Origin of the sequence: Yoonia sp. 72, assembly GCF_034652275.1 — a bacterium.
GTDB lineage: Bacteria > Pseudomonadota > Alphaproteobacteria > Rhodobacterales > Rhodobacteraceae > Yoonia.
The window spans coordinates 328,469-348,940 of sequence record NZ_JAXIWG010000001.1; the positions used below are offsets into that span (position 1 = coordinate 328,469).

A 20,472-nucleotide genomic window follows, 5' to 3' on the forward strand; every position below is an offset into this window, starting at 1 on the left:
CAATGACACAGAAACATTGCATATTGATCGGGGCCCCCGTGGATTGTGGCAAACGCCGCCGGGGCTGTTTGATGGGGCCGGATGCGTATCGCACCGCTGGATTGGCCGAGGCAGTCACCGCCTTGGGCCATAGCGTGGAGGATTGGGGCAACCTGGCCCCCGCGCAGGTCGAAGTGGCCGAACCGCGCAACCCGCTGGTCTGGAAACTGGCCGAAAACGTGGGCTGGACCCAGACCTTGATGGAGGCCGCACAAAAAGCAGCACCACAGGGTTTCCCCATTTTCATGGGCGGCGATCATGCACTGGCCGCTGGCACGGTGGCAGGCATGGCGGCCCATGCACAGAGCGAGGGGCGCCCCTTCTTCGCGCTCTGGCTCGATGCGCATAGCGATATTCACACGCCCGACACCACCGACAGCGGGAATTTACACGGCACACCCGTAGGTTACGTCACAGGTCGGCGCGGTTTTGATGCCTTTCCGCCCCTGCCCGTGCGGGTCGAGCCTGCCAATATCTGCATGATCGGCCTGCGGTCGGTCGATACGGCGGAACATGAAATCCTTGCGCGGGGCGATGTCGAACTCGTGGATATGCGCCGCATCGACGAAGAAGGGATCAGCGCACCCTTACAGGCCTTCCTTGACCGTGTGGCCGCGGTGGACGGGATGCTGCATGTGTCGCTTGATGTCGATTTCCTTGATCCTTCCGTCGCGCCTGCCGTGGGCACCACCGTGCCGGGCGGAGCCACCGTGCGCGAAGGCCATCTGGTGATGGAAATGCTGTCCGATTCCGGCCTTGTCACCTCGCTTGATCTGGTCGAGCTGAACCCGTTTCTGGACGACCGCGGCAAGACCGCCAACCTGATGGTCGATCTGACCGCATCCTTGCTGGGCCGTCGCGTGTTCGACCGCCCCACCCGGAGTTACAAGTAATGCTCAAAGCATCCCCCCGCGCGTTGGTGCCTTTCGTTAGCGTCGACAACATGATGCGCCTTGTCCATCACATCGGGATCGAGACTTTCATCGCGGACCTTGCCCGCAATATCGAAGAAGATTTCGCCAAATGGGACCAGTTCGACAAAACCCCGCGCGTCGGGTCACATTCGGATGTCGGCGTGATCGAATTGATGCCGACCTCGGACGGGGTGCTTTACGGGTTCAAATACGTGAACGGCCACCCCAAGAACATGGGCGAAGGCTTGCAGACGGTCACGGCCTTTGGTGTGCTGTCGGATGTCTATTCGGGCTATCCGCGTCTGTTCACCGAAATGACGCTGCTGACCGCGCTGCGCACAGCGGCGATGACTGCGGTGGCGACCAAACATCTGGCAGCCCCCGGTGCGACCACGATGGCGATGATCGGCAATGGTGCGCAATCGGAATTCCAGTGCCTTGCCGTCAAGGCCGTCTGCGGAATTGATCATGTGCGGCTTTATGATCTGGACCCTGCCGCCACGGCCAAATGCGCGCGCAATCTGGAAGGATTGGGCCTGCAGGTGACACAATGCGCGACACCTGAAGAGGCTATTGAAGGCGCGCAGGTCATCACCACGGCGACAGCGGACAAGGATATGCAGACGATCCTGACCGACAACATGGTCGGCGCGGGCGTCCATATCAATGCCATCGGCGGCGACTGCCCCGGCAAGACCGAACTGCACCGCGATATCGTGGCGCGGTCCAGCATCTTTGTCGAATATCCGCCCCAGACCCGCATCGAAGGCGAAATCCAGCAGATGCCCGCCGACCATCCGGTGACAGAGCTTTGGCAGGTGATCACCGGCCAGACGCAGGGGCGCAAATCCGCGGCCGAAGTCACGCTCTTCGACGGCGTTGGCTTTGCCATCGAGGATTTCAGCGCGCTGCGCTATGTCCATGACCGAATCAAGGACACGCCCTATTACATTGACCTCGACCTGATCGCCGATCCCGACGATCCACGCGACCTGTTCGGGATGCTGAAACGGGCAGGATAGCCGCAGAAGCCCGGTTGCAATCGCTTGTGTATTTGGATTAGGTCCGCACGGTGATGTGACTACGAAAGCGGCTAAATCTTGCACCTTCTTTTGAAGCAGTTGAACCGCAAACGCCTCGCCAAGCGCACCATGACACGCAAATTGCGTCTGGTGCGGCTCGTTCATAGGGGATTTGTCGGGGCCGGGCTTGCGGTCCCCGATGTCAGGCTCGTCCCGACCAGCGACGTGCTAAGCGCGGCAGACCTGTTGATCCGCCGGGACGGTCGTGGATTTTCGGTGCTTTTCAGCGAGGAAACGCCTACGCATTTCCTGCCGCAATTATTCGACAAATGCGCTGCTTTCATACATTGGCTTTCCCATGCCAATCCCGCTGTGACCGAAATACTTGCTAATTGCACCGATGGCGAAGGCCCAAGCCATGCGCGCTATGCCTATTCGGTCAATCGCGCGGGTGTGACGGCCCTGCCCGATATGCATTTTCTGATTCATCGCGGCTATGCCGATATCGATGCTCATGCGCGGGCCAATCCGGTCTGCTGGGCTGACAGGCATGACAGGATCGTCTGGCGCGGGGCGTTGAACAATACCGGCCATTTCAACCTTGATCCGGCGTTCATGTCGCATGCGGGCGTGATGCAACGGCTGCGGATGGCGCAGCATTGCCGCGATACCCAGATCGATTTCCGCTTTGTTCAGATGCCGTCCAATGTCTACAACACCGTGCTGCAAAAGGCGGGATTGATCGGTGATTTCATCCCCGCGACCGACTGGGGCAGTGCCAAGTTCGCCGTCGATATCGACGGGTTCACCAATGCCTGGTCCAATTTCCTGCAGCGGCTGAAACTGGGCTGCTGCATTCTCAAGGTCGACAGCCAGTTCGGGTTCCGCCAGTGGTATTACGACCAGATCCGGCCTTGGGAACATTACGTGCCGATCAAGGCGGACCTGTCGGACCTGCACCAGCAGATCGACTGGGTGCGCAGCAACGATGCGCAAGCCTCTGAAATTGCAGCGAATGCGCAACGTTTTGCGCGTGGCCTGACCATGGACAGCGAAACACGGGTCGCGGCGCGGCTGATCAATCAAACCGAAGGTGTGGCATGACATTCTGGACCAACAAGACCGTGCTGGTTGCAGGCGGTGCGGGCTTTGTGGGCGTGCATCTGGTCACAGCGTTGGTCGCGGCGGGCGCTGCGGTGCATGTGGTCGACAACTTCAGCACCAGCACGCCAGCCCGGATCGAAGGCTTGCAGCGCGGCAGCAACCGCATGGTGACGCTCACCACCGCCAATGTCGCAGCCATGCCCGACCTGCCGGAGGCCGATGTGGTATTCAACCTCGCCAGCCCCGCCTCGCCCGTGCATTATCAGGCCGACCCGATCGGCACATGGCGCACGAATGTCATGGGCAGCTATCACCTGATGCAGCATGCCACCACCTGTGGCGCGATCATGGTGCAGGCCTCCACCAGCGAGGTTTACGGCGACCCCCTGTCCCATCCGCAACGCGAAACCGACTGGGGCAATGTCAATCCGGTGGGTATCCGGTCCTGCTATGACGAAGGCAAACGCGCGGCCGAGGCGTTGTTGATGGATGCCCACCGTCTGGGGCAGGTCGATGTGCGCATCGCGCGGATTTTCAACACCTATGGCCCCGGCATGACACCCGATGATGGCCGCGCCCTGCCGCAGTTCATTGCGCAGGCGCGCACGGGTGCAGCACTTACCGTGCATGGCGACGGGATGCAAACGCGCAGTTTCTGCTATGTCAGCGATCTGGTGCGCGGGCTGATGTTGCTGGCGTCAGAGCCGCAGGCAGCAGGCGAGGTCATCAACCTCGGCAATCCGCATGAAATCACAGTGCTGGAACTGGCGCAGACGATCATCGACAGCCTTGGCAGCGTCAGCACCGTCAGCTTTGCCCCGCGGCCGCAGGACGACCCGTCGCGCCGCTGCCCCGACATTGCCAAGGCACAGCATTTGCTGGGCTGGAGCCCGCAGGTGCCGCTGTCCGAAGGGCTTGCGATGGTGCTGGCTGCCGGCTGAAACCGGCCATCGGGGGGATTGTGCCATTGCACCCAAGATCGGGTGTCTGCTATAGTCGCGTGAACCAAATATAGCTGATAGCAGACAGGCGGCCTTTGTGAACGATACCCCAGAAACCCCTGAAAACGATGATGATTTGCCGGTAACACGGATGGCCCATGCAGGCCCCTCCGTCACCATCGAACACGAGCTGAAAACCAGCTATCTGGATTACGCGATGAGCGTGATCGTTTCGCGCGCGATCCCCGACCTGCGCGACGGTCTGAAACCTGTTCACCGCCGGATTTTGTACGGGATGTACGAGGCCGGAAACACCCACGACAAAAGCTATCGCAAATCCGCCCGCTCGGTCGGGGATGTGATGGGTAAATACCACCCCCATGGCGACAGTGCGATCTATGACGCGCTGGTGCGGATGGCGCAGGATTTTTCCATGTCGCTGCCTTTGCTGGATGGTCAGGGCAATTTCGGGTCCATGGACGGCGACCGCGCCGCGGCCATGCGCTATACCGAAGTGCGGATGGACAAGCCCGCCGCCTATATGCTGATGGATATCGACAAGGACACGGTCGATTTTCAGGACAACTATGACGGCAAGGACCGTGAACCGACTGTCCTGCCCGCGCGTTTCCCCAATATGCTGGTCAATGGCGCGGGCGGTATCGCCGTCGGCATGGCCACGAACATTCCGCCGCATAATCTGGGCGAGGTGATCGACGCGACGCTGGCCCTGATCGACAACCCCGACCTGACATCCGAAGAGATGATCGAATATATCCCGGCTCCCGATTTCCCGACAGGCGGGTTGATCCTTGGGCGGTCGGGCGCGCGCAAGGCGTACCTCGAAGGGCGCGGGTCGGTGATCGTGCGGGCGAAAACCGTGGTCGAAGAGATCAGGAAAGACCGCTATGCCATTGTCATCAATGAGATTCCCTATCAGGTGAACAAATCGGTGATGATCGACCGCATCGCCGAGGCTGCGCGCGACAAGCGCATCGAAGGCATCGCGCATGTGCAGGACGAATCCGACCGCAACGGCGTGCGTGTCGTGGTCGAACTCAAACGCGACGCCACGGCCGAGGTGGTGCTGAACCAGCTGTTCCGTTTCACCCCGATGCAAACCTATTTCGGCTGCAACATGCTGGCGCTGAACGGCGGCAAGCCCGAACAGCTGACGCTGCGCGCGTTCCTTGTCGCCTTCGTCGATTTCCGTGAAGAGGTGATCGCGCGGCGCACCGCGTTCGAATTGCGTAAAGCACGCGAACGGGCGCATATCCTGTGCGGTCTGGCTGTCGCAGTCACCAATATCGACGAGGTCGTCGCCACCATCCGCCAGTCCGCCGATGCCGCCGATGCGCGCCATACGCTGATGACGCGGCGCTGGCCTGCGGCGGCGATCCTTGAATATATCAAGCTGATCGACGATCCGACCCATACCGCCAATGACGACGGCACCTACAACCTGTCCGAGGCACAGGCCCGCGCGATCCTTGAATTGCGCCTGCAACGCCTGACCCAGATCGGCGTCAAGGAAGTGACGGACGAATTGCAGGACCTCGCGGGCAAGATCCGCGAATATCTGGAAATTCTGGGCAGCCGCGACCGCATTCTGCAAATCATCCGCGACGAGTTGACCGAGGTGCGCGATCTCTTCGCCGTGCCGCGCCGCACGCAGATTGTCGACTGGTCTGGTGATATGGACGACGAGGACCTGATCGAACAGGAAGACATGGTCGTGACCGTGACCTCGGGCGGCTATATCAAGCGCACGGCGCTGGCCGATTTCCGCGCGCAGCGGCGCGGCGGCAAGGGCCTGTCGTCGATGGCGACCAAGGAAGAGGATGTCGTCACCACCCTGTTTGTGGCCAATACCCATACGCAGCTGTTGTTCTTCACGACCGACGGCATGGCCTACAAGCTGAAAACATGGCGTCTGCCGCTGGGCAGCCGCACCGCCAAAGGCAAGGCCATCGTCAACATCCTGCCGATCCCGCAGGGCGTGTCGGTTGCCGCGATCATGCCCGTGGACCGGCCAGAGGCGGAATGGGACGATCTGCAGATTGTCTTTGCGACCTCTGCCGGTGATGTGCGCCGCAACGCTTTGTCGGATTTCACCAACGTCAAGTCGAATGGCAAGATCGCCATGAAACTGCCTGATGAACATACGCTTTTGGTGAATGCGCGCATCTGTTCGCCGGATGATGACGTGATGCTGGTCACCAATTCGGGCCGCGCGATCCGGTTCCCCACCACCGATGTGCGCGTGTTCAAAGGCCGTGACAGCACAGGCGTGCGCGGGATCAGGTTGCAGGGCGACGACAAGGTCGTGTCGATGAGCATCATCCGCCATTTCGAGGCCGAGGCCGAAGAACGCGCCGCCTATCTGAAAATGCGCCGTGCCATGGCAGGCTTGGCCGACGATGCGGAAGTGGAAGATGAAGAAGCCGCCCCCGGCCAGATCAGCCCTGAACGCTATGCCGAAATGTCCGCGGCGGAAAACCTGATCCTGACGATCACCGCCAAAGGGTCGGGCAAACTGTCCTCCAGCCACGATTATCCCGTGCGCGGGCGCGGCGGCATGGGTGTCGCCGCGATGGACAAGGCGATGCGCGGCGGTCCGCTTGTCACATCCTTCCCTGTAGACATGTCCGACCAGATCATGCTGGTTACCTCTACAGGGCAGTCGATCCGTGTGCCGGTCGAGGGGATTTCCTTCCGCTCGCGCAGCGCAGGCGGGGTCAAGGTCTTTGACACCGGCAAAGGCGAAACCGTGGTCAGCGTGGCCTGGATCGCCGATCAGGGTGACGCAGAAGGCGACGAGGCAGAAACATAATCGGCGACGGAAAACCGTCGCCACGAGCAGCAGAGGCGAAGGATATGATCAGGCAATTTTCCGTTGTGACAATAGGCATTGTGGTGGCGGCCAGCGGGGCCGCCGCACAGGGGTTCACGGGGGCCACCCTCGGGATCGATTACACCAAATCGCTCGACAGCTCCGATCTGGGCGGCGTGAATTACTACGGCCAGGCCGAGGTCGAGGCGATTGCGGGCATCAGCTTTGCGCTGGATGTCAGCGCCTATGATTTCGCCATCGCGGGATCGGATGCGCAGAACGTGACCGGCCATGCGATCTATGCGCTTGATCCGCAGATCACGCTGGGCGCCTATTTCGGGCGCGACTGGATCGATGACGACAGCATCGACACCTTTGGCGTCCAAGGCGCGTTCGATTACGGCATGGGCATCGCACAAGGCTATGTCGGGCTGGGCGATGGGGCTGTGGCGGATATCGTGGCCATCGGCGCCTCTGGCAATTACGACTTTGGTAGCGGCATCAGTGCAATTGCGGCCTTTGACCGCGTCGGTTTTGACGGTGGCGACGGCATGTCCTACGAGATTGGCGGCGAATACACGCTTGCAGGCGGGCCGGTGCTCAGCGGGGTTCTGGGGCGGTTTTCGGTGGATAACAACGGCGCGACAAGCGATGAAACCTACATCGGCATCAAGGCCCGGATCGATCTTGGCCAGCGTGGCGGCACAACTTTCGACCGGCGCAGCTTCTTTGAAGCCTACCGCACGGCGGGGGAATAGACGTTCCTAGTCCATGGCTTCGGCGGCTAAATCCGCCCCCTTGGTGTTGTGACAGGGTCCGCAGGCAACTGCGGGCCTTTTCTTTTGCCTGCCACGGGACTAAATCCAAGAAATGCAGAACACACTTCACATCATCGGCGGCGGTATGGCCGGATCAGAGGCCGCATGGCAGGCCGCAAATGCGGGCATCCGCGTGGTCATTCACGAAATGCGCCCCAAGGTCGGCACATTCGCGCATCGCACCGGCAATCTGGGGGAAATGGTTTGTTCCAATTCCTTCCGGTCCGACGATCACGAACAGAACGCTGTGGGCCTGTTGCATTGGGAAATGCGGCAGGCGGGCGGGTTGATTATGGACATGGCCGAAAAGCACCGCCTGCCTGCGGGTGGCGCGCTGGCCGTGGACCGCGACCCTTTCGCCGAAAGTGTGACAGCGGCGCTGAAGGCGCATCCCAATATCAGCGTCGACTATGACGAAATCACCGCCCTGCCCGAGGATGGCCATTGGATCATCGCGACAGGCCCGCTGACCTCTGGCGCGCTGGCCGAGGCGATCGCCGCCGAGACCGGGACCGAGGCGCTGGCGTTTTTCGATGCCATTGCGCCTATTGTTTACCACGAGACGGTCAATATGGACGTCGCATGGATGCAGTCGCGCTATGACAAGGGCGAGACGCTGGAGGAACAGACCGCCTATCTCAACTGCCCGATGACAAAGGCGCAATACGAGGATTTCATCGACGCGCTGCTGGCCGCCGAGAAAACCGAGTTCAAGGAAGGCGAAACCGCCGGTTATTTCGACGGCTGCCTGCCGATCGAGGTGATGGCCGAACGTGGCCGCGAAACGCTGCGTTTTGGCCCGATGAAACCCGTGGGCCTGACCAATGCGCATGATCCGGGCAACAAACCCTATGCCGTGGTGCAGCTGCGCCGCGACAATGCGCTGGGGACGCTTTACAACATCGTGGGCTTCCAGACCAAGATGAAATACGGCGCGCAAAAGGCTGTTTTTGCGATGATTCCGGGGTTGGAGAGCGCCGAATTCGCCCGCCTTGGCGGGATCCACCGCAACACATTCATCAACTCGCCCACCTTGCTGGACGATCAGATGCGCCTGCGTTCGCGCCCTCATATCCGCTTTGCAGGGCAGATCACGGGCGTCGAAGGCTATGTCGAAAGTGCCGCGATGGGCCTGCTGGCAGGGCGGATGGCGGCGGCGGAACTGCAAGGGCGCAGCCTTTCGCCGGTGCCGGATACCACCGCCATGGGCGCGCTTGTCACCCACATCACGGGTGGCGCGGATGCCAAGACATTCCAGCCGATGAACGTGAATTTCGGGCTGTTCCCGCCGCTTGACGGGGTCAAATCGGGCCGTCGCGGGCGCAAGGACCGCTACAAAGCCTATACCGACCGCGCCAAGGCGGATTGGCAAGGCTGGCTCGCCCCGCAGGCATTAGCTGCGGAATGATCACGCGCTTTGCGCCGTCTCCGACGGGGCCGCTGCATCTGGGGCATGCCTATTCCGCGATCCTTGCGCATGATATGGCGCGCGCGGCGGGTGAGCAATTCCTGCTCCGGATCGAAGATATCGACCAGACCCGCGCGCGCCCGCAATGGGAAGCGCAGATTTACGACGATCTGGCATGGCTCGGCCTGACATGGGACGGCGCTGTGCTGCGCCAATCGGACCGGATGGGCACCTATTACGGCGTAATCGACGATCTGTGGCGCAAGGGACATTTGTACATCTGCACCTGCACGCGGCGCGATATTCAGGCCGCGTTAAGCGCGCCGCAGGAAGGTGCCCCGCTCGGTCCCGACGGGTTGATCTATCCCGGCACCTGCAAAGGGCAGCGCGGCGATGCAGCACAGCCCCCGCGCGATGCGGTGCTGCGCTTTGATCTGGATACATTGCCACATGAAGTCTTCTCTTTTGAAAACAACGGGATGCAGGTTGATGTGACGCCTGATGACCTGCGCCGCGACGTGGGCGATTTCGTGATCGGGCGCAAGGACAGCGGCACGTCCTATCACCTCAGTGTGGTGATCGACGATGCGGAACAGGGTATCACAGACGTCGTGCGCGGCGAGGATCTGGCAGAGGCGACGCAAATCCATGTGGCCTTGCAACGTCTGCTGGGCCTGCCGACGCCGCGCTACCACCATCACAAACTGATCCGCGATGACGCGGGCAAACGCCTTGCCAAGCGCGACGACGCCAAAGCCATCGCCAAATTCCGCGCGGAAGGTGCCAGCCCCGAAGGTATCAGGCGGATGGTGGGGTTGACGCCATAGGCTGCATCAGTTCGACCTCGTCACCCGCGCGCACGGCGGTATAGAAACACGACCGCCGACCCGTGTGGCAGGCAGGTCCGGTCTGGTTGACCGTCACCAGCACGCAATCGCGGTCGCAATCGACGCGGAAATCGACCAGTTCCTGCACATGCCCGCTGGTGTCGCCCTTGACCCAGAACGCCTGCCGCGAACGTGACCAATAGGTGACGCGGCCCGTTTCCAGCGTGCGCGCCACCGCATCCGCGTTCATCCAGGCCATCATCAGCACCTCACCCGATGCGGCATCCTGGGCAATTGCAGGGATCAGCCCTGCGTCGTTATATGTCAGCGTGGATGGATCGAAAGTCATGGGGTTTCCCTTTGCAAGCGGCGTGCAGCGCCCTAACTAGACAGAACAGCACCGAAGGGCAAATGCGATGTCAGCCGAAACCGACATGATCAAGCTTTACTCCGCGCGCATCCTTGCGCTGGCGGCCGACATGCCGCGCAACACCCGCCTGCCCGCGCCCACGGCCACGGCGAAAAAGCGCGCGCCGCTGTGCGGGTCGAACGTGACGGTGGATATCGTGGTGCAGGACGGCGTGATCACTGATTACGGGCAGGATGTGAAAGCCTGCGCCCTCGGCCAAGCGGCGGCGGCCGTGGTTGGCGGCGCTATCGTCGGGCTGACCGAGGATCAGGTACAGGCGGGGCGCGATGCCTTGCTTGCGATGCTGAAATCGGACGGCCCCGTGCCTGCGGCCCCCTTTGACGGGCTGGCCGTGCTGGAACCCGCGCGCGATTACAAGAACCGCCATGCGTCTATCATGCTGGCGTTCGATGCGACGCTGGATGCGCTGCAAACCGCCAAAGCCCGCGCATAAAAAAACCGCCGCACATCCGGGACAGGATGGCGGCGGCGAGTTTTGCGGCGGTCTGGTCCTAAGGCATCAGCAAGAGGCAAATCCGTGATGTCAGGCGGGGTAAATTCATTGCAGTGTGGGACAGGCAATGGTGCGGACCAGACCGCCGCGCGGCAGGTCAGACAGGCCCGGGCAAGGCCAATCCGACAAACAACAAAACCATCAGGGCGACAATGCCCAAGGCATCCCCGATCAGCGTGTGACGCGAACGGATCAGAATGGTTGTAATTTCTTTCGCCATGTCAGTGTTCCCTTAATGTTCCGTTGCCACTTTGTTCTCATATTGATTCGTATCTGTAAAGAACTTTTTAAGAACATTTTGTATCAAGGGGTGTGGTTTCGGCCTAACCGACTGAAATCAAACGGATCGCGCGATCCTGTTCCAACAGCCACAGCAGGGTCCGGGCCGCCTGCCCGCGCGGTGTTTGCAGGTCGGGGTCATCATGCAGCAGCTTGCGCGCGTCCGATTGTGCCACGGCCATCAGCCCTGCCTGCCGTTCAAGATCGGCAATCCGGAACCGTGGCAGGCCCGATTGCGCGGTGCCGATCACATCGCCCGCGCCGCGCATCATCAGGTCCTCTTCAGAGATGCGGAACCCATCCTCGGTCTCGCGCAGGATTTCCAGCCGCTTGCGGCCGTTCTCGGTCAACGGTGGCTGATAGATCAACAGGCAGGTCGAGGCCGCCGCCCCGCGCCCCACGCGGCCGCGCAGCTGGTGCAATTGCGCCAGTCCGAAGCTTTCCGCGCCTTCGATCATCATGATGCTCGCATTTGGCACGTTTACGCCCACCTCGATCACGGTCGTGGCCACCAGCACGCGGGTTTCGCCGCTGACGAAGCGTGCCATGGCCGCATCCTTTTCGGCGACGGGCATCTGGCCATGCACCAACCCCACGACGCCGTCACCCAAGGCCGCGCGCAGGCGCTTGAACCGCTCCTCGGCGGCGGTCATCTCGATGACCTCGCTTTCCTCGACCAGCGGGCAGACCCAATAGGCCTGCCGCCCGTCCGCCACAGCGGCGCGCAGTTTGGCCACAACCTCGTCCATCCGCGCGGCGGACACGAGCGCTGTCTGCACCGGTTTGCGACCGGGCGGTTTTTCATCCAGCACCGACACATCCATATCGCCATATTGCGCGAGCGCGAGTGACCGCGGGATCGGCGTCGCCGTCATCACCAGCACATCGACGGCGCGGCCCTTGGCGCCCAGTTCCATGCGTTGCGCCACCCCGAAGCGGTGCTGTTCGTCGATCACCGCCAGCCGCAGGTCATGGAAATGCACGTCTTTCTGGAACACCGCATGGGTGCCGACAAGGATCTGGATCTCGCCCTGCGCAAGGGCGGCGAGTTTGGCGGCACGTTCGCTCCCCTTGTCGCGGCCTGTCAGCACGGCAAGCCGGACACCGGCGGCGGCGGCCAAAGGTTCCAGCCCCGCATAATGCTGCCGCGCGAGGATTTCGGTCGGGGCCATCATCACGCCCTGCCCGCCCGATTCCACGACCTGCAACAGCGCCATCATCGCAACCAGCGTCTTGCCGGACCCGACATCGCCCTGCAGCAGACGGTTCATCCGCAAAGGTGCGGCCAGATCGGCCCCGATTTCGGCAATGGCGCGGGTTTGCGCGCCGGTCGGGCTGTAAGGCAAGGCGCCCAGCACGCGGGTTTGCAGCCGTCCGTCGCCGGCCGATGCAGCGCCTTTGCCGCGCCGCGCGGTCGCGCGCGCCAAGGCCAGCGTGATCTGATGCGCCATCAATTCGTCATAGGCCAGCCGCGCGCGTGCGGGATGATGCGGCGAAAGATCGACCGGCGATAGCGGGTTATGCACCTGATGCAGCGCCTGCGCCCAATCGGGCCAGCCTTCGCGCGCTTTTTGGGCGGGGTCGATCCAGTCGGGCAAATCTGGCAGCAGGGCCAGTGCCGACCGTGTCGCTTTCCACATCGCCTTTTGCGTCAGGCCCGCGTGCAGCGGATAGACGGGTTCAAACGCGGGGATCGTATCAGCCTCGACCGGGGGCAGCACATGATCAGGATGCACGATCTGCGCGATCCCGTCGAAAAGTTCGAGCTTGCCCGACACAACCCGCCGCTGGCCCGTCGGCAGCAGTTTCTGCAGATAGTCGCCGCGCACATGGAAAAACACGAGCTGGAAGGACGTTTCCGCATCCTGCACCGTGACGCGGTAGGGTTTTCCCTTGGATTTGGGCGGCATATGCAGGCCGACTGTGACCTCGACCGTGACAACGCAAGGCGCGATCACCTCGCGGATGGAGGCACGGCGGCGGCGGTCCACGCCGGACATCGGCAAGGTCAGCAGCAGGTCAGCCGGTTTCGCGATGCCCGCGTCCGTCATGACCTGCGCGGTCTTGGCCCCCACCCCGTCCAGCCGCGTGAGCGTGCCGAACAGCGGGAAAAGCGCCTCTGGCCGGCCGGTCATGCGGGGCCGATCAGCGCAAGCCAGCCGTCCTCGTCCATGGTGCGGATGCCAAGCGCTTCGGCCTTGGCGGCCTTGGACCCGGCCCCCGGCCCCGCGACAAGGATGTCGGTCTTGGCGCTGACCGATCCCGCGACCTTGGCGCCAAGGGATTCCGCGCGCGCCTTGGCCTCTGCCCGTGTCATCTTTTCCAGCGTGCCGGTGAAAACAATGGTCAGGCCGGACACGGGGCTGTCGGTGGCGACCTTGGGCGCGTCCTGCACGTCAAGTTCGGCGACGAGCGCGGTGATGGACGCGGCCTCTGACGGGTTCTGCAGCGTCGTGATCAGCGACGTGGCCATCACGGCACCCACGCCATCAATGCTGGTCAGTTCGTCCCACGCGGGGCCCTGCCCGATTTCGGCCTCTTGCATGGCTGTCGCAAAGGCGGTCCATGACCCGTAATGACTGGCCAAAAGGGCGGCCGAGCTTTCGCCCACATGCCGGATCCCCAGCGCATAGATCAGCCGGTTGAGCGGGATCGCGCGTTTGTCGTCGATGGCGGCAAAGAGGTTGTCGGCGCTTTTGGCGCCCCAGCCTTCGCGGTTTTTCAGCTGTTGCAGCCCCTGCCCATAGCGCGCGCGCAGGGTGAAAATATCGACCGGCGTTGTGATCCAGCCATCGGCGTGGAACTGTTCGACCTGTTTGGCGCCCAGCCCTTCGATGTCAAAGGCCGCGCGTGATACGAAATGTTTCAGCCTTTCAACGGCTTGCGCGGGGCAGATCAAGCCGCCGGTGCAGCGGCGCACCGCATCGCCCGGTTCGCGGATCGCGGGTGATCCGCAGTCGGGGCAGATGTCGGGGAACTGAAAGGGGGTGGTATCTGCGGGCCTGCGCGCAAGGTCCACATCCTTGATCTTGGGGATAACGTCACCCGCGCGGTAGACCTGCACAAGGTCACCCACGCGGATGTCACGGCCATCGCGGATGGGTTGGCCATCGCCGCCGCGCCCTGCGATGTAATCTTCGTTATGCAACGTCGCGTTGGATACGACCACACCGCCGACCGTCACCGGCGCAAGCCGTGCCACGGGTGACAGCGCGCCTGTGCGCCCGACCTGAATGTCGATGGCATCCAGCGTGGTCCAGGCCAGTTCGGCAGGGAATTTGTGGGCGATTGCCCATCGTGGCGTTGTCGAGCGGAACCCCAGCCGCTGTTGCAGCGCCAGATCGTCGATTTTGTAGACGACGCCGTCGATATCATAGCCGAGGCTGGCGCGCTGTGCTTCTATTTTGGTGTAGATTGCAATCAGATCGGCGGGGGTGTCGCAGGTTGCGGTTAGCGGGTTGGTCACGAACCCCAATTCCGCCAGTCGCGCGATCGCCCCCGACTGGGTCGCGGCCAAAGGGGCCGAAAGTTCGCCCCAGGCATAGGCGAAGAAACGCAAAGGCCGCGCGGCGGTGATGCTGGCGTCAAGCTGGCGCAAGGAGCCTGCTGCGGCATTGCGCGGATTGGCGAAAGTTTTGCCACCCTTTTCGGCCTGCCGCGCATTGAGGGCCGCGAAATCATCATGGCTCATATAGACTTCGCCGCGCACTTCCAGCACGGCGGGGGCGCCTGTTAGCTGCTGGGGAATATCGGTGATGGTGCGCGCATTGGCGGTGACGTTTTCGCCCACCGCGCCGTCGCCGCGCGTTGCGGCCTGCACCAAGGCGCCATTCTCATAGCGCAGCGACAGTGACAGCCCGTCGATCTTGGGCTCGGCGGTGTAGCGCAAAGGCTGGTCCGCGGTCAGCCCCAAGTATTTGCGCACCCGTTCGTCGAAATCGGCGACATCGTCATCGCTGAACGCATTGCCCAGCGACAGCATCCGCACCGCATGCGGCACCTTGCCGAATCCATCCGCCACCGCCGCGCCGATCTGCTCGCTCGGGCTGTCGGCGCGTTTGAGGTCCGGAAAGCGATCCTCGATCGCAGCGTTGCGCTGTTTCAGCGCGTCATAGTCGGCATCGCTGATGTAAGGCGCATCATCGCGGTGATAGGCGGTATTGGCCTGCTGCAAAGCATCCGACAGCCGCGCGAGTTCCATAACCGCATCGGCCTGCGTCAAATCCGCAACCGCAATTGTTGCGGTGTCCTGATCCTGTCCTGTCCGGCTCACCGCCTGCCCCCACATGCCGCGCGTCATCAGTTGCGCGCCAGATAGTGTTACGCAGCCCGCCCGCCAAGGTCCAGCCGGCAAAGCCGCGCCCCGGCGGTGACGGTCAGGCGCCGACGGCAAGCTTGGTGGCGGCTTTCACCGGTTCGGGATCGCGCAGCACATACCCGCGCCCCCAGACGGTTTCGATGTTGTTTTCGCCATCGGCGGCCTCGGACAGTTTCTTGCGCAGCTTGCAGATGAACACGTCGATGATTTTCAGCTCGGGTTCGTCCATTCCGCCGTAAAGATGGTTGAGGAACATTTCTTTCGTCAGTGTCGTGCCTTTGCGCAGGGATAGAAGTTCCAGCATCTGGTATTCCTTGCCGGTCAGATGCACGGTGTTGCCTGCCACTTCGACAGTTTTGGCGTCAAGATTCACGGCAATCTGTCCGGTCCGGATGATCGACTGCGCATGGCCTTTGGACCGGCGGATGATCGCATGGATACGCGCGACCAGTTCTTCGCGGTGGAACGGTTTGGTCAGGTAATCATCCGCGCCAAAGCCAAAGCTTTTCAGCTTGCTTTCGGTGCCGTCATCCCCCGTCAGAATCAGGATCGGCGTGTCGATCCGGCTCAGCCGCAATTGGCGCAATACTTCATGCCCATTCATATCCGGCAGGTTCAGATCCAGAAGGATCAGATCGTAATCATAAAGCTTTGCCAGATCGATCCCTTCTTCGCCGAGGTCCGTGGTATAGACGTTCAAATTGGCATGGGTCAGCATCAGTTCGATGCTTTTGGCCGTTGTCGGGTCATCTTCGACAAGAAGGACGCGCATAGGGATTCTCCACTCTGACTGGTACGCCTCATCTTTTGCCGAAAAAGGTTAATCACACGTTACCGGCATAGAACAATTTAGGAATACGCGTTAAGGTTGTCTATACCTTTGCAAGGCTGTCGCCTTAAGTGCAGCCTCGCCATGGGTGACGACAGCGGTTTCCCATGCGGCGATTTCTTCCTCGGACAAAGTGTAGGTTTCCATCGCCTCCGCGCGCGAGATCAGCCCATAAGTGACCGCGCGTACGACAGCCGCCTTGCGCGATGCGACCCAGCGGCTGGTCGTCTTGTCGGGCAGGTCGGCCCGTGTCATGGTGGACCCGTCCGGCAAAGTGACGGCACGCGGACCTTCGATTTTTCGCAAATACATCAGGCACCCCTTTCCGGAAACTCCCGCAGGTGTTATGCGGCGCGGGACTTAACGAGAGGTGTAACCGCACCTTGAGAATGCATAGCATTTTCCTATATTTCGAACTGTTCCCGAAGCAACGGACCCCGCCATGCCCCTCGAAGCCCCGATCAATTCGCTTGGTTTTGCCAAGGCCCCCGCCGATACCCGCGTCGTTGTCGCGATGTCGGGCGGTGTGGATTCATCCGTTGTGGCGGCAAAACTGGCCGAAGAAGGCTATGATGTCGTGGGTGTGACCTTGCAGCTTTACGACCACGGCGCGGCGCTCGCCAAAAAGGGCGCCTGTTGCGCGGGCCGCGACATCCACGATGCGCGTCGTGTGGCCGAGGAGATGGGTTTTCCGCATTACGTGCTGGATTACGAAAACACCTTCCGCGAAGCGGTGATGGACGAATTCGCCGACAGCTATCTGGGCGGTGCGACCCCTGTGCCTTGCATTCGCTGCAACGAGCGTGTGAAATTCAAGGACCTGCTGCAGACCGCCCGCGATCTGGACGCCGATTGCATGGCGACCGGCCATTACATCCAGCGCAAGATGGGTGCGGCTGGCGCCGAACTGCATAGCGCGGCGGATGCGTCCAAGGATCAAAGCTATTTCCTGTTCTCGACCACGCAGGAACAGCTTGATTATCTACGCTTTCCGCTGGGCCATCACAAAAGCAAGGATGAAACCCGCGCTTTGGCTGCCAAATACGGGCTTAGCGTGGCGGACAAGCCCGACAGTCAGGACATCTGTTTTGTCCCCAACGGCGATTATGCCGCCGTGATCGAAAAACTGCGCCCCGGTGCCGCCGCCCCGGGCGAGATCGTCGATATCAACGGGAAGGTACTGGGCCAGCACAATGGCGTGATCCATTACACCGTTGGCCAGCGGCGCGGGCTTGGTATCGGCGGTCTGGCTGATCCGCTTTATGTTGTCCGGCTGGATGTGGACAAAAAGCAGGTGATCGTCGGGCCAAAGGACATGCTGGCCACCCGCCGCGTGCCTTTGCGCGAAATCAACTGGATCGGGGGCGGCCGACTGACCGATGTCGCTGAACGGCAGATCGCGGTGCGCGTCCGCTCGACCCGTCCGCCGACCGAGGCGATCCTGCGCCCGATCAACGACACCGAGGCCGAAGTCGAACTGCTGGTGGCCGAACAAGGCGTGTCACCCGGACAGGCTTGCGTGTTCTACGATACCGACAGCACGCGGGTTCTGGGCGGCGGCTGGATCTGGCGTGGACAGTAGCACTGCGCACTGCGGCACCTGAATCTTGTAAATGTTAACTAAAAGCGGGTTTGACTGGGGCGCCCGTTGACGCTAGGCCATGACGGGACCGATCCTGTTGTTCTCTGCGAGGGTGCCTCGATGCCTACCACGTTCAACGTCTTCAGTCTGGGTGTCTTGCCCGACATGGACACTCTGGAAGGCAACGCCGATGCCGAAAATGCCTCCGCTCTCGTAGGTTTGACCATCGGAAGCGCGGGTAATGCGCTGGCGGGCCGTATTCAGTCTTTCTCACCGGGATCCACAGGGTTCGGCGCAGGCACGCCCGATGCCTATAACCAGAACAACAATCCGCCAGAAACCTTTCGCATCGACGGCGGTCCTGACCAGACGTTCGATTCCGTCGCCGCCTTCACAGGACGATTGACCTATATCGACGGCAGCCAAAGCGGGATCATCACGCTCATCATCTTTCAGGATACGGCCGGCAACGCATATCTGGCGCCCAATGTGGCCGCAAATGGCAGCCAGACAGCACTGGAGTTCGCGGCGATCCGCTCGATCCAGATCCTGTCGGTCGCACAAAACACCAATATCTCCGGCCTTGCCGCCAACAGGCTGACGGGCAATTTTCTGACCTGTTATGTCGCAGGCACGCTGATCGCGACACCCTCCGGCGATGTGCCTATCGAAACGCTGGCCACAGGCGATCTGGTCACCACACAGGACAATGGCGCACAAGTCATCCGCTGGATCGGCAAAAGCACGGTCACCGCGCGGGGCAATATGGCACCGGTGCGGATCATGGCGGGGGCGCTTGGTCCGCAAAGCCCTGCGCGCGATCTGCTGGTATCGCGCCAGCACCGGATTATGCTGTCCTCGAAAATCTGCCAGCGGATGTTCGGGACCACCGAACTGCTGGTCCCCGCGATCAAGCTGACGGCCCTGCCCGGTATCTTCGTCGAAGAGACGGATTGCGAACTGACCTATTACCACCTGCTGACCGACGCGCATGAGATCATCTTTGCCGAAGGGCTGGCCAGTGAAACCATGCTGACCGGCCCGGGTGCGATGCAGGCACTGGGGCCAGATTATGTGGCCGAGATCGAAGCCATCTTTCCCGATGTGACCACATTGCCGCCATTGCCCGCGCGCCCCATCGCACAGGGCGGCAAACAGATCGAAAAGCTGATCGCGCGGCACCACAAGAACGGCGTGCCTCTTGCGGCGCGGGCGCTGGGCCACCCCTGACTTCTTTTTTCCAGAAATACTCCGGGGTAAGGGGCAGCGCCCCTTGGCGGCGCAGCCGCTAGCTCTTGCCGCGATAGGCTTTCAGCCCGCCCGCAATGAACTTGGCGTTCTTGTAGCCCATGTCGCGCAATGTGGCGGCGGATAGCGCGCCGCGGTTATAGGCGTTGCAATAGCACAGGATCGTGGTGTCCAGATCGCGGATCGCCTCTTCGATGTTCATTTCCAGCTTGCCGCGGCTGACATGGACCGACCCCGGGATGTGATCGGCCTCGTGTTCTTCCTTGTCGCGGATATCAAGGACCACGGCTCCTGCGGCGACCAGCGCATCGACATCTTCGGGGGCGACTTCATCGACCTTGGCGCGCGCCTGATCGGCAAGGGACTGGAATTTCTGGGTATAGGCCATAGCGGTCTTCTTTTCTGTTTGTGTGGCGGCCAAGCTAGGTGCAACCGGCTGTCCCGCACGGTGACATTATCACCATCCGCGCAAAAACTGCTGGCAGATCATCGTCGTCAGCATTACCCAAGGGCCATGATTTACACATCCGCTTCTGACTGGCGCAATGCTGCGCAAAAACGTGTCCTGTTCTTCGCGATGTCGGGGCTGGGCAAGACCTATCTGTCCAGCATGCTGCGCCAGACGGGCGACTGGTTCCACTATTCCATCGATTACCGGATCGGCACCCGCTACATGGGTGAATACATCGCCGACAATGCCAAGCGCGAGGCGATGAAAGTGCCGTTCCTGCGCGACCTTTTGCGCAGCGACAGCATCTATATCGGGTCCAACATTTCCTTCAACGACCTGCGGCCGATGTCGTCCTATCTGGGCAAACCCGGCGATCCGGCCAAGGGCGGGTTGCCATGGGACGAATACACCCGCCGTCAGGACCAGTTCCAAAAGGCCGAGGTCGCGGCGCTGCATGACACGGGCCATTTCATCACCCGCTCGCATGATCTCTACCAATATCCGCATTTCGTCTGCGATACCGGCGGGTCGATCTGCGAATGGGTCGATGTGACCAACCCGCAGGACCCGATCATGACCGATCTGGCCTCCAAGACGCTGATGGTCTGGATCGAAGGCACCGACGCGCACACCGCCGAACTGATCCGCCGGTTTGACCGCGAACCCAAGCCCATGTCCTACGATCCGGTGTTCCTGCTGGCGACGTGGACCGCCTATCTGGCGGAATTCAACGTGGCCCCCGACAACGTGGACCCCGACGATTTCATCCGCTGGGCCTTTGCCAAGGCGCTTGCCCACCGCCAGCCGCGTTACAAGGCGATGGCGGACCGCTGGGGGATCACCGTGGCGCAGGATGAGGTGGCTGAGGTGCGCGATGCGGACGGCTTTGTCGAGATGATCGCGCAGGCCCTTGAGAAGCGGGGCTGACGGGCCTAT

Annotated in this window: 19 protein-coding genes; 12 read left to right on the plus strand and 7 right to left on the minus strand. The window is 61.7% G+C overall.

Annotation, left to right across the window (positions count from 1 at the left end; genetic code table 11):
- Positions 1 to 2: 2 nt before the first annotated feature.
- From rocF to gluQRS, 8 genes are all read left to right on the plus strand, one after another.
- Complete coding sequence (gene rocF / locus VCK47_RS01725; protein ID WP_322889006.1) at positions 3 to 932, plus strand: arginase; 930 nt, start codon at positions 3 to 5, stop codon at positions 930 to 932.
- The gene (locus VCK47_RS01730) at positions 932 to 1,975 is read left to right on the plus strand and encodes an ornithine cyclodeaminase (protein WP_322889007.1); all 1,044 of its coding nucleotides are present in this window, start codon (positions 932 to 934) and stop codon (positions 1,973 to 1,975) included. The genes rocF and VCK47_RS01730 overlap by 1 nt, the downstream gene beginning before the upstream one ends.
- 129 nt (positions 1,976 to 2,104) lie before the next feature.
- Positions 2,105 to 3,079 carry a glycosyl transferase family 90 gene (locus VCK47_RS01735; RefSeq protein WP_322889008.1) on the plus strand — a complete coding sequence of 325 codons (975 nt, stop codon included), beginning with the start codon at positions 2,105 to 2,107 and terminating at the stop codon, positions 3,077 to 3,079.
- Positions 3,076 to 4,020: an NAD-dependent epimerase/dehydratase family protein gene (locus VCK47_RS01740; RefSeq protein ID WP_322889009.1), complete on the plus strand. Its 945-nt coding sequence runs from the start codon at positions 3,076 to 3,078 to the stop codon at positions 4,018 to 4,020. Before VCK47_RS01735 ends, VCK47_RS01740 begins: the two co-directional genes overlap by 4 nt.
- A 97-nt stretch (positions 4,021 to 4,117) precedes the next feature.
- Positions 4,118 to 6,853: a DNA gyrase subunit A gene (gene gyrA / locus VCK47_RS01745; RefSeq protein ID WP_322889010.1), complete on the plus strand. Its 2,736-nt coding sequence runs from the start codon at positions 4,118 to 4,120 to the stop codon at positions 6,851 to 6,853.
- 44 nt (positions 6,854 to 6,897) lie between these two features.
- Positions 6,898 to 7,611: a hypothetical protein gene (locus VCK47_RS01750; protein WP_322889011.1), complete on the plus strand. Its 714-nt coding sequence runs from the start codon at positions 6,898 to 6,900 to the stop codon at positions 7,609 to 7,611.
- 112 nt (positions 7,612 to 7,723) lie between these two features.
- Complete coding sequence (trmFO, locus tag VCK47_RS01755) at positions 7,724 to 9,079, plus strand: methylenetetrahydrofolate--tRNA-(uracil(54)-C(5))-methyltransferase (FADH(2)-oxidizing) TrmFO (protein WP_322889012.1); 1,356 nt, start codon at positions 7,724 to 7,726, stop codon at positions 9,077 to 9,079.
- A complete protein-coding gene (gene gluQRS, locus VCK47_RS01760) occupies positions 9,076 to 9,906 on the plus strand; it encodes a tRNA glutamyl-Q(34) synthetase GluQRS (RefSeq protein WP_322889013.1) in 831 nt (276 codons plus the stop codon). Before trmFO ends, gluQRS begins: the two co-directional genes overlap by 4 nt.
- Here gluQRS and hisI read toward each other — a convergent pair.
- Positions 9,878 to 10,255, minus strand: coding sequence for a phosphoribosyl-AMP cyclohydrolase (gene hisI, locus VCK47_RS01765; RefSeq protein ID WP_322889014.1), 378 nt, complete (start codon positions 10,253 to 10,255; stop codon positions 9,878 to 9,880). The genes gluQRS and hisI overlap by 29 nt on opposite strands.
- A gap of 67 nt (positions 10,256 to 10,322) precedes the next feature.
- Between hisI and VCK47_RS01770 the strand changes: the two genes are divergently transcribed.
- Positions 10,323 to 10,769, plus strand: coding sequence for an iron-sulfur cluster assembly scaffold protein (locus VCK47_RS01770; RefSeq protein ID WP_019953651.1), 447 nt, complete (start codon positions 10,323 to 10,325; stop codon positions 10,767 to 10,769).
- Positions 10,770 to 10,926: 157 nt separating this feature from the next.
- Here the strand turns inward: VCK47_RS01770 and VCK47_RS01775 are convergent, their stop codons facing one another.
- The 5 genes from VCK47_RS01775 to VCK47_RS01795 form a co-directional block, all read right to left on the minus strand.
- Positions 10,927 to 11,049, minus strand: a complete 123-nt coding sequence (locus VCK47_RS01775; RefSeq protein WP_019953650.1) for a hypothetical protein — start codon at positions 11,047 to 11,049, stop codon at positions 10,927 to 10,929.
- Positions 11,050 to 11,152: 103 nt separating this feature from the next.
- Complete coding sequence (recG, locus tag VCK47_RS01780) at positions 11,153 to 13,243, minus strand: ATP-dependent DNA helicase RecG (RefSeq protein WP_322889015.1); 2,091 nt, start codon at positions 13,241 to 13,243, stop codon at positions 11,153 to 11,155.
- Entirely contained in the window at positions 13,240 to 15,408 is a 2,169-nt protein-coding gene (gene ligA, locus VCK47_RS01785; protein ID WP_416236634.1) for an NAD-dependent DNA ligase LigA, read from the minus strand. The genes recG and ligA overlap by 4 nt, the downstream gene beginning before the upstream one ends.
- Positions 15,409 to 15,484: 76 nt before the next feature.
- Positions 15,485 to 16,198 carry a response regulator transcription factor CtrA gene (gene ctrA / locus VCK47_RS01790; protein ID WP_322889016.1) on the minus strand — a complete coding sequence of 238 codons (714 nt, stop codon included), beginning with the start codon at positions 16,196 to 16,198 and terminating at the stop codon, positions 15,485 to 15,487.
- A 90-nt stretch (positions 16,199 to 16,288) separates the two neighbouring features.
- On the minus strand, positions 16,289 to 16,567 hold the full coding sequence (locus tag VCK47_RS01795) for a DUF1153 domain-containing protein (RefSeq protein ID WP_322889017.1): 279 nt from the start codon (positions 16,565 to 16,567) through the stop codon (positions 16,289 to 16,291).
- A gap of 130 nt (positions 16,568 to 16,697) precedes the next feature.
- On the opposite strand from VCK47_RS01795, the gene mnmA reads away from it, so the two are divergent.
- Together mnmA and VCK47_RS01805 are read left to right on the plus strand one after the other, a co-directional pair.
- The gene (mnmA, locus tag VCK47_RS01800) at positions 16,698 to 17,837 is read left to right on the plus strand and encodes a tRNA 2-thiouridine(34) synthase MnmA (protein WP_322889018.1); all 1,140 of its coding nucleotides are present in this window, start codon (positions 16,698 to 16,700) and stop codon (positions 17,835 to 17,837) included.
- A gap of 120 nt (positions 17,838 to 17,957) precedes the next feature.
- Positions 17,958 to 19,067, plus strand: coding sequence for a Hint domain-containing protein (locus VCK47_RS01805; protein WP_322889019.1), 1,110 nt, complete (start codon positions 17,958 to 17,960; stop codon positions 19,065 to 19,067).
- Between the two features lie 58 nt (positions 19,068 to 19,125).
- On the opposite strand, the gene VCK47_RS01810 is transcribed toward VCK47_RS01805, so the two are convergent.
- Complete coding sequence (locus VCK47_RS01810; RefSeq protein ID WP_322889020.1) at positions 19,126 to 19,473, minus strand: rhodanese-like domain-containing protein; 348 nt, start codon at positions 19,471 to 19,473, stop codon at positions 19,126 to 19,128.
- Positions 19,474 to 19,599: 126 nt separating this feature from the next.
- On the opposite strand from VCK47_RS01810, the gene VCK47_RS01815 reads away from it, so the two are divergent.
- Positions 19,600 to 20,463, plus strand: a complete 864-nt coding sequence (locus VCK47_RS01815) for an ATPase (protein ID WP_322889021.1) — start codon at positions 19,600 to 19,602, stop codon at positions 20,461 to 20,463.
- Positions 20,464 to 20,472: the final 9 nt, after the last annotated feature.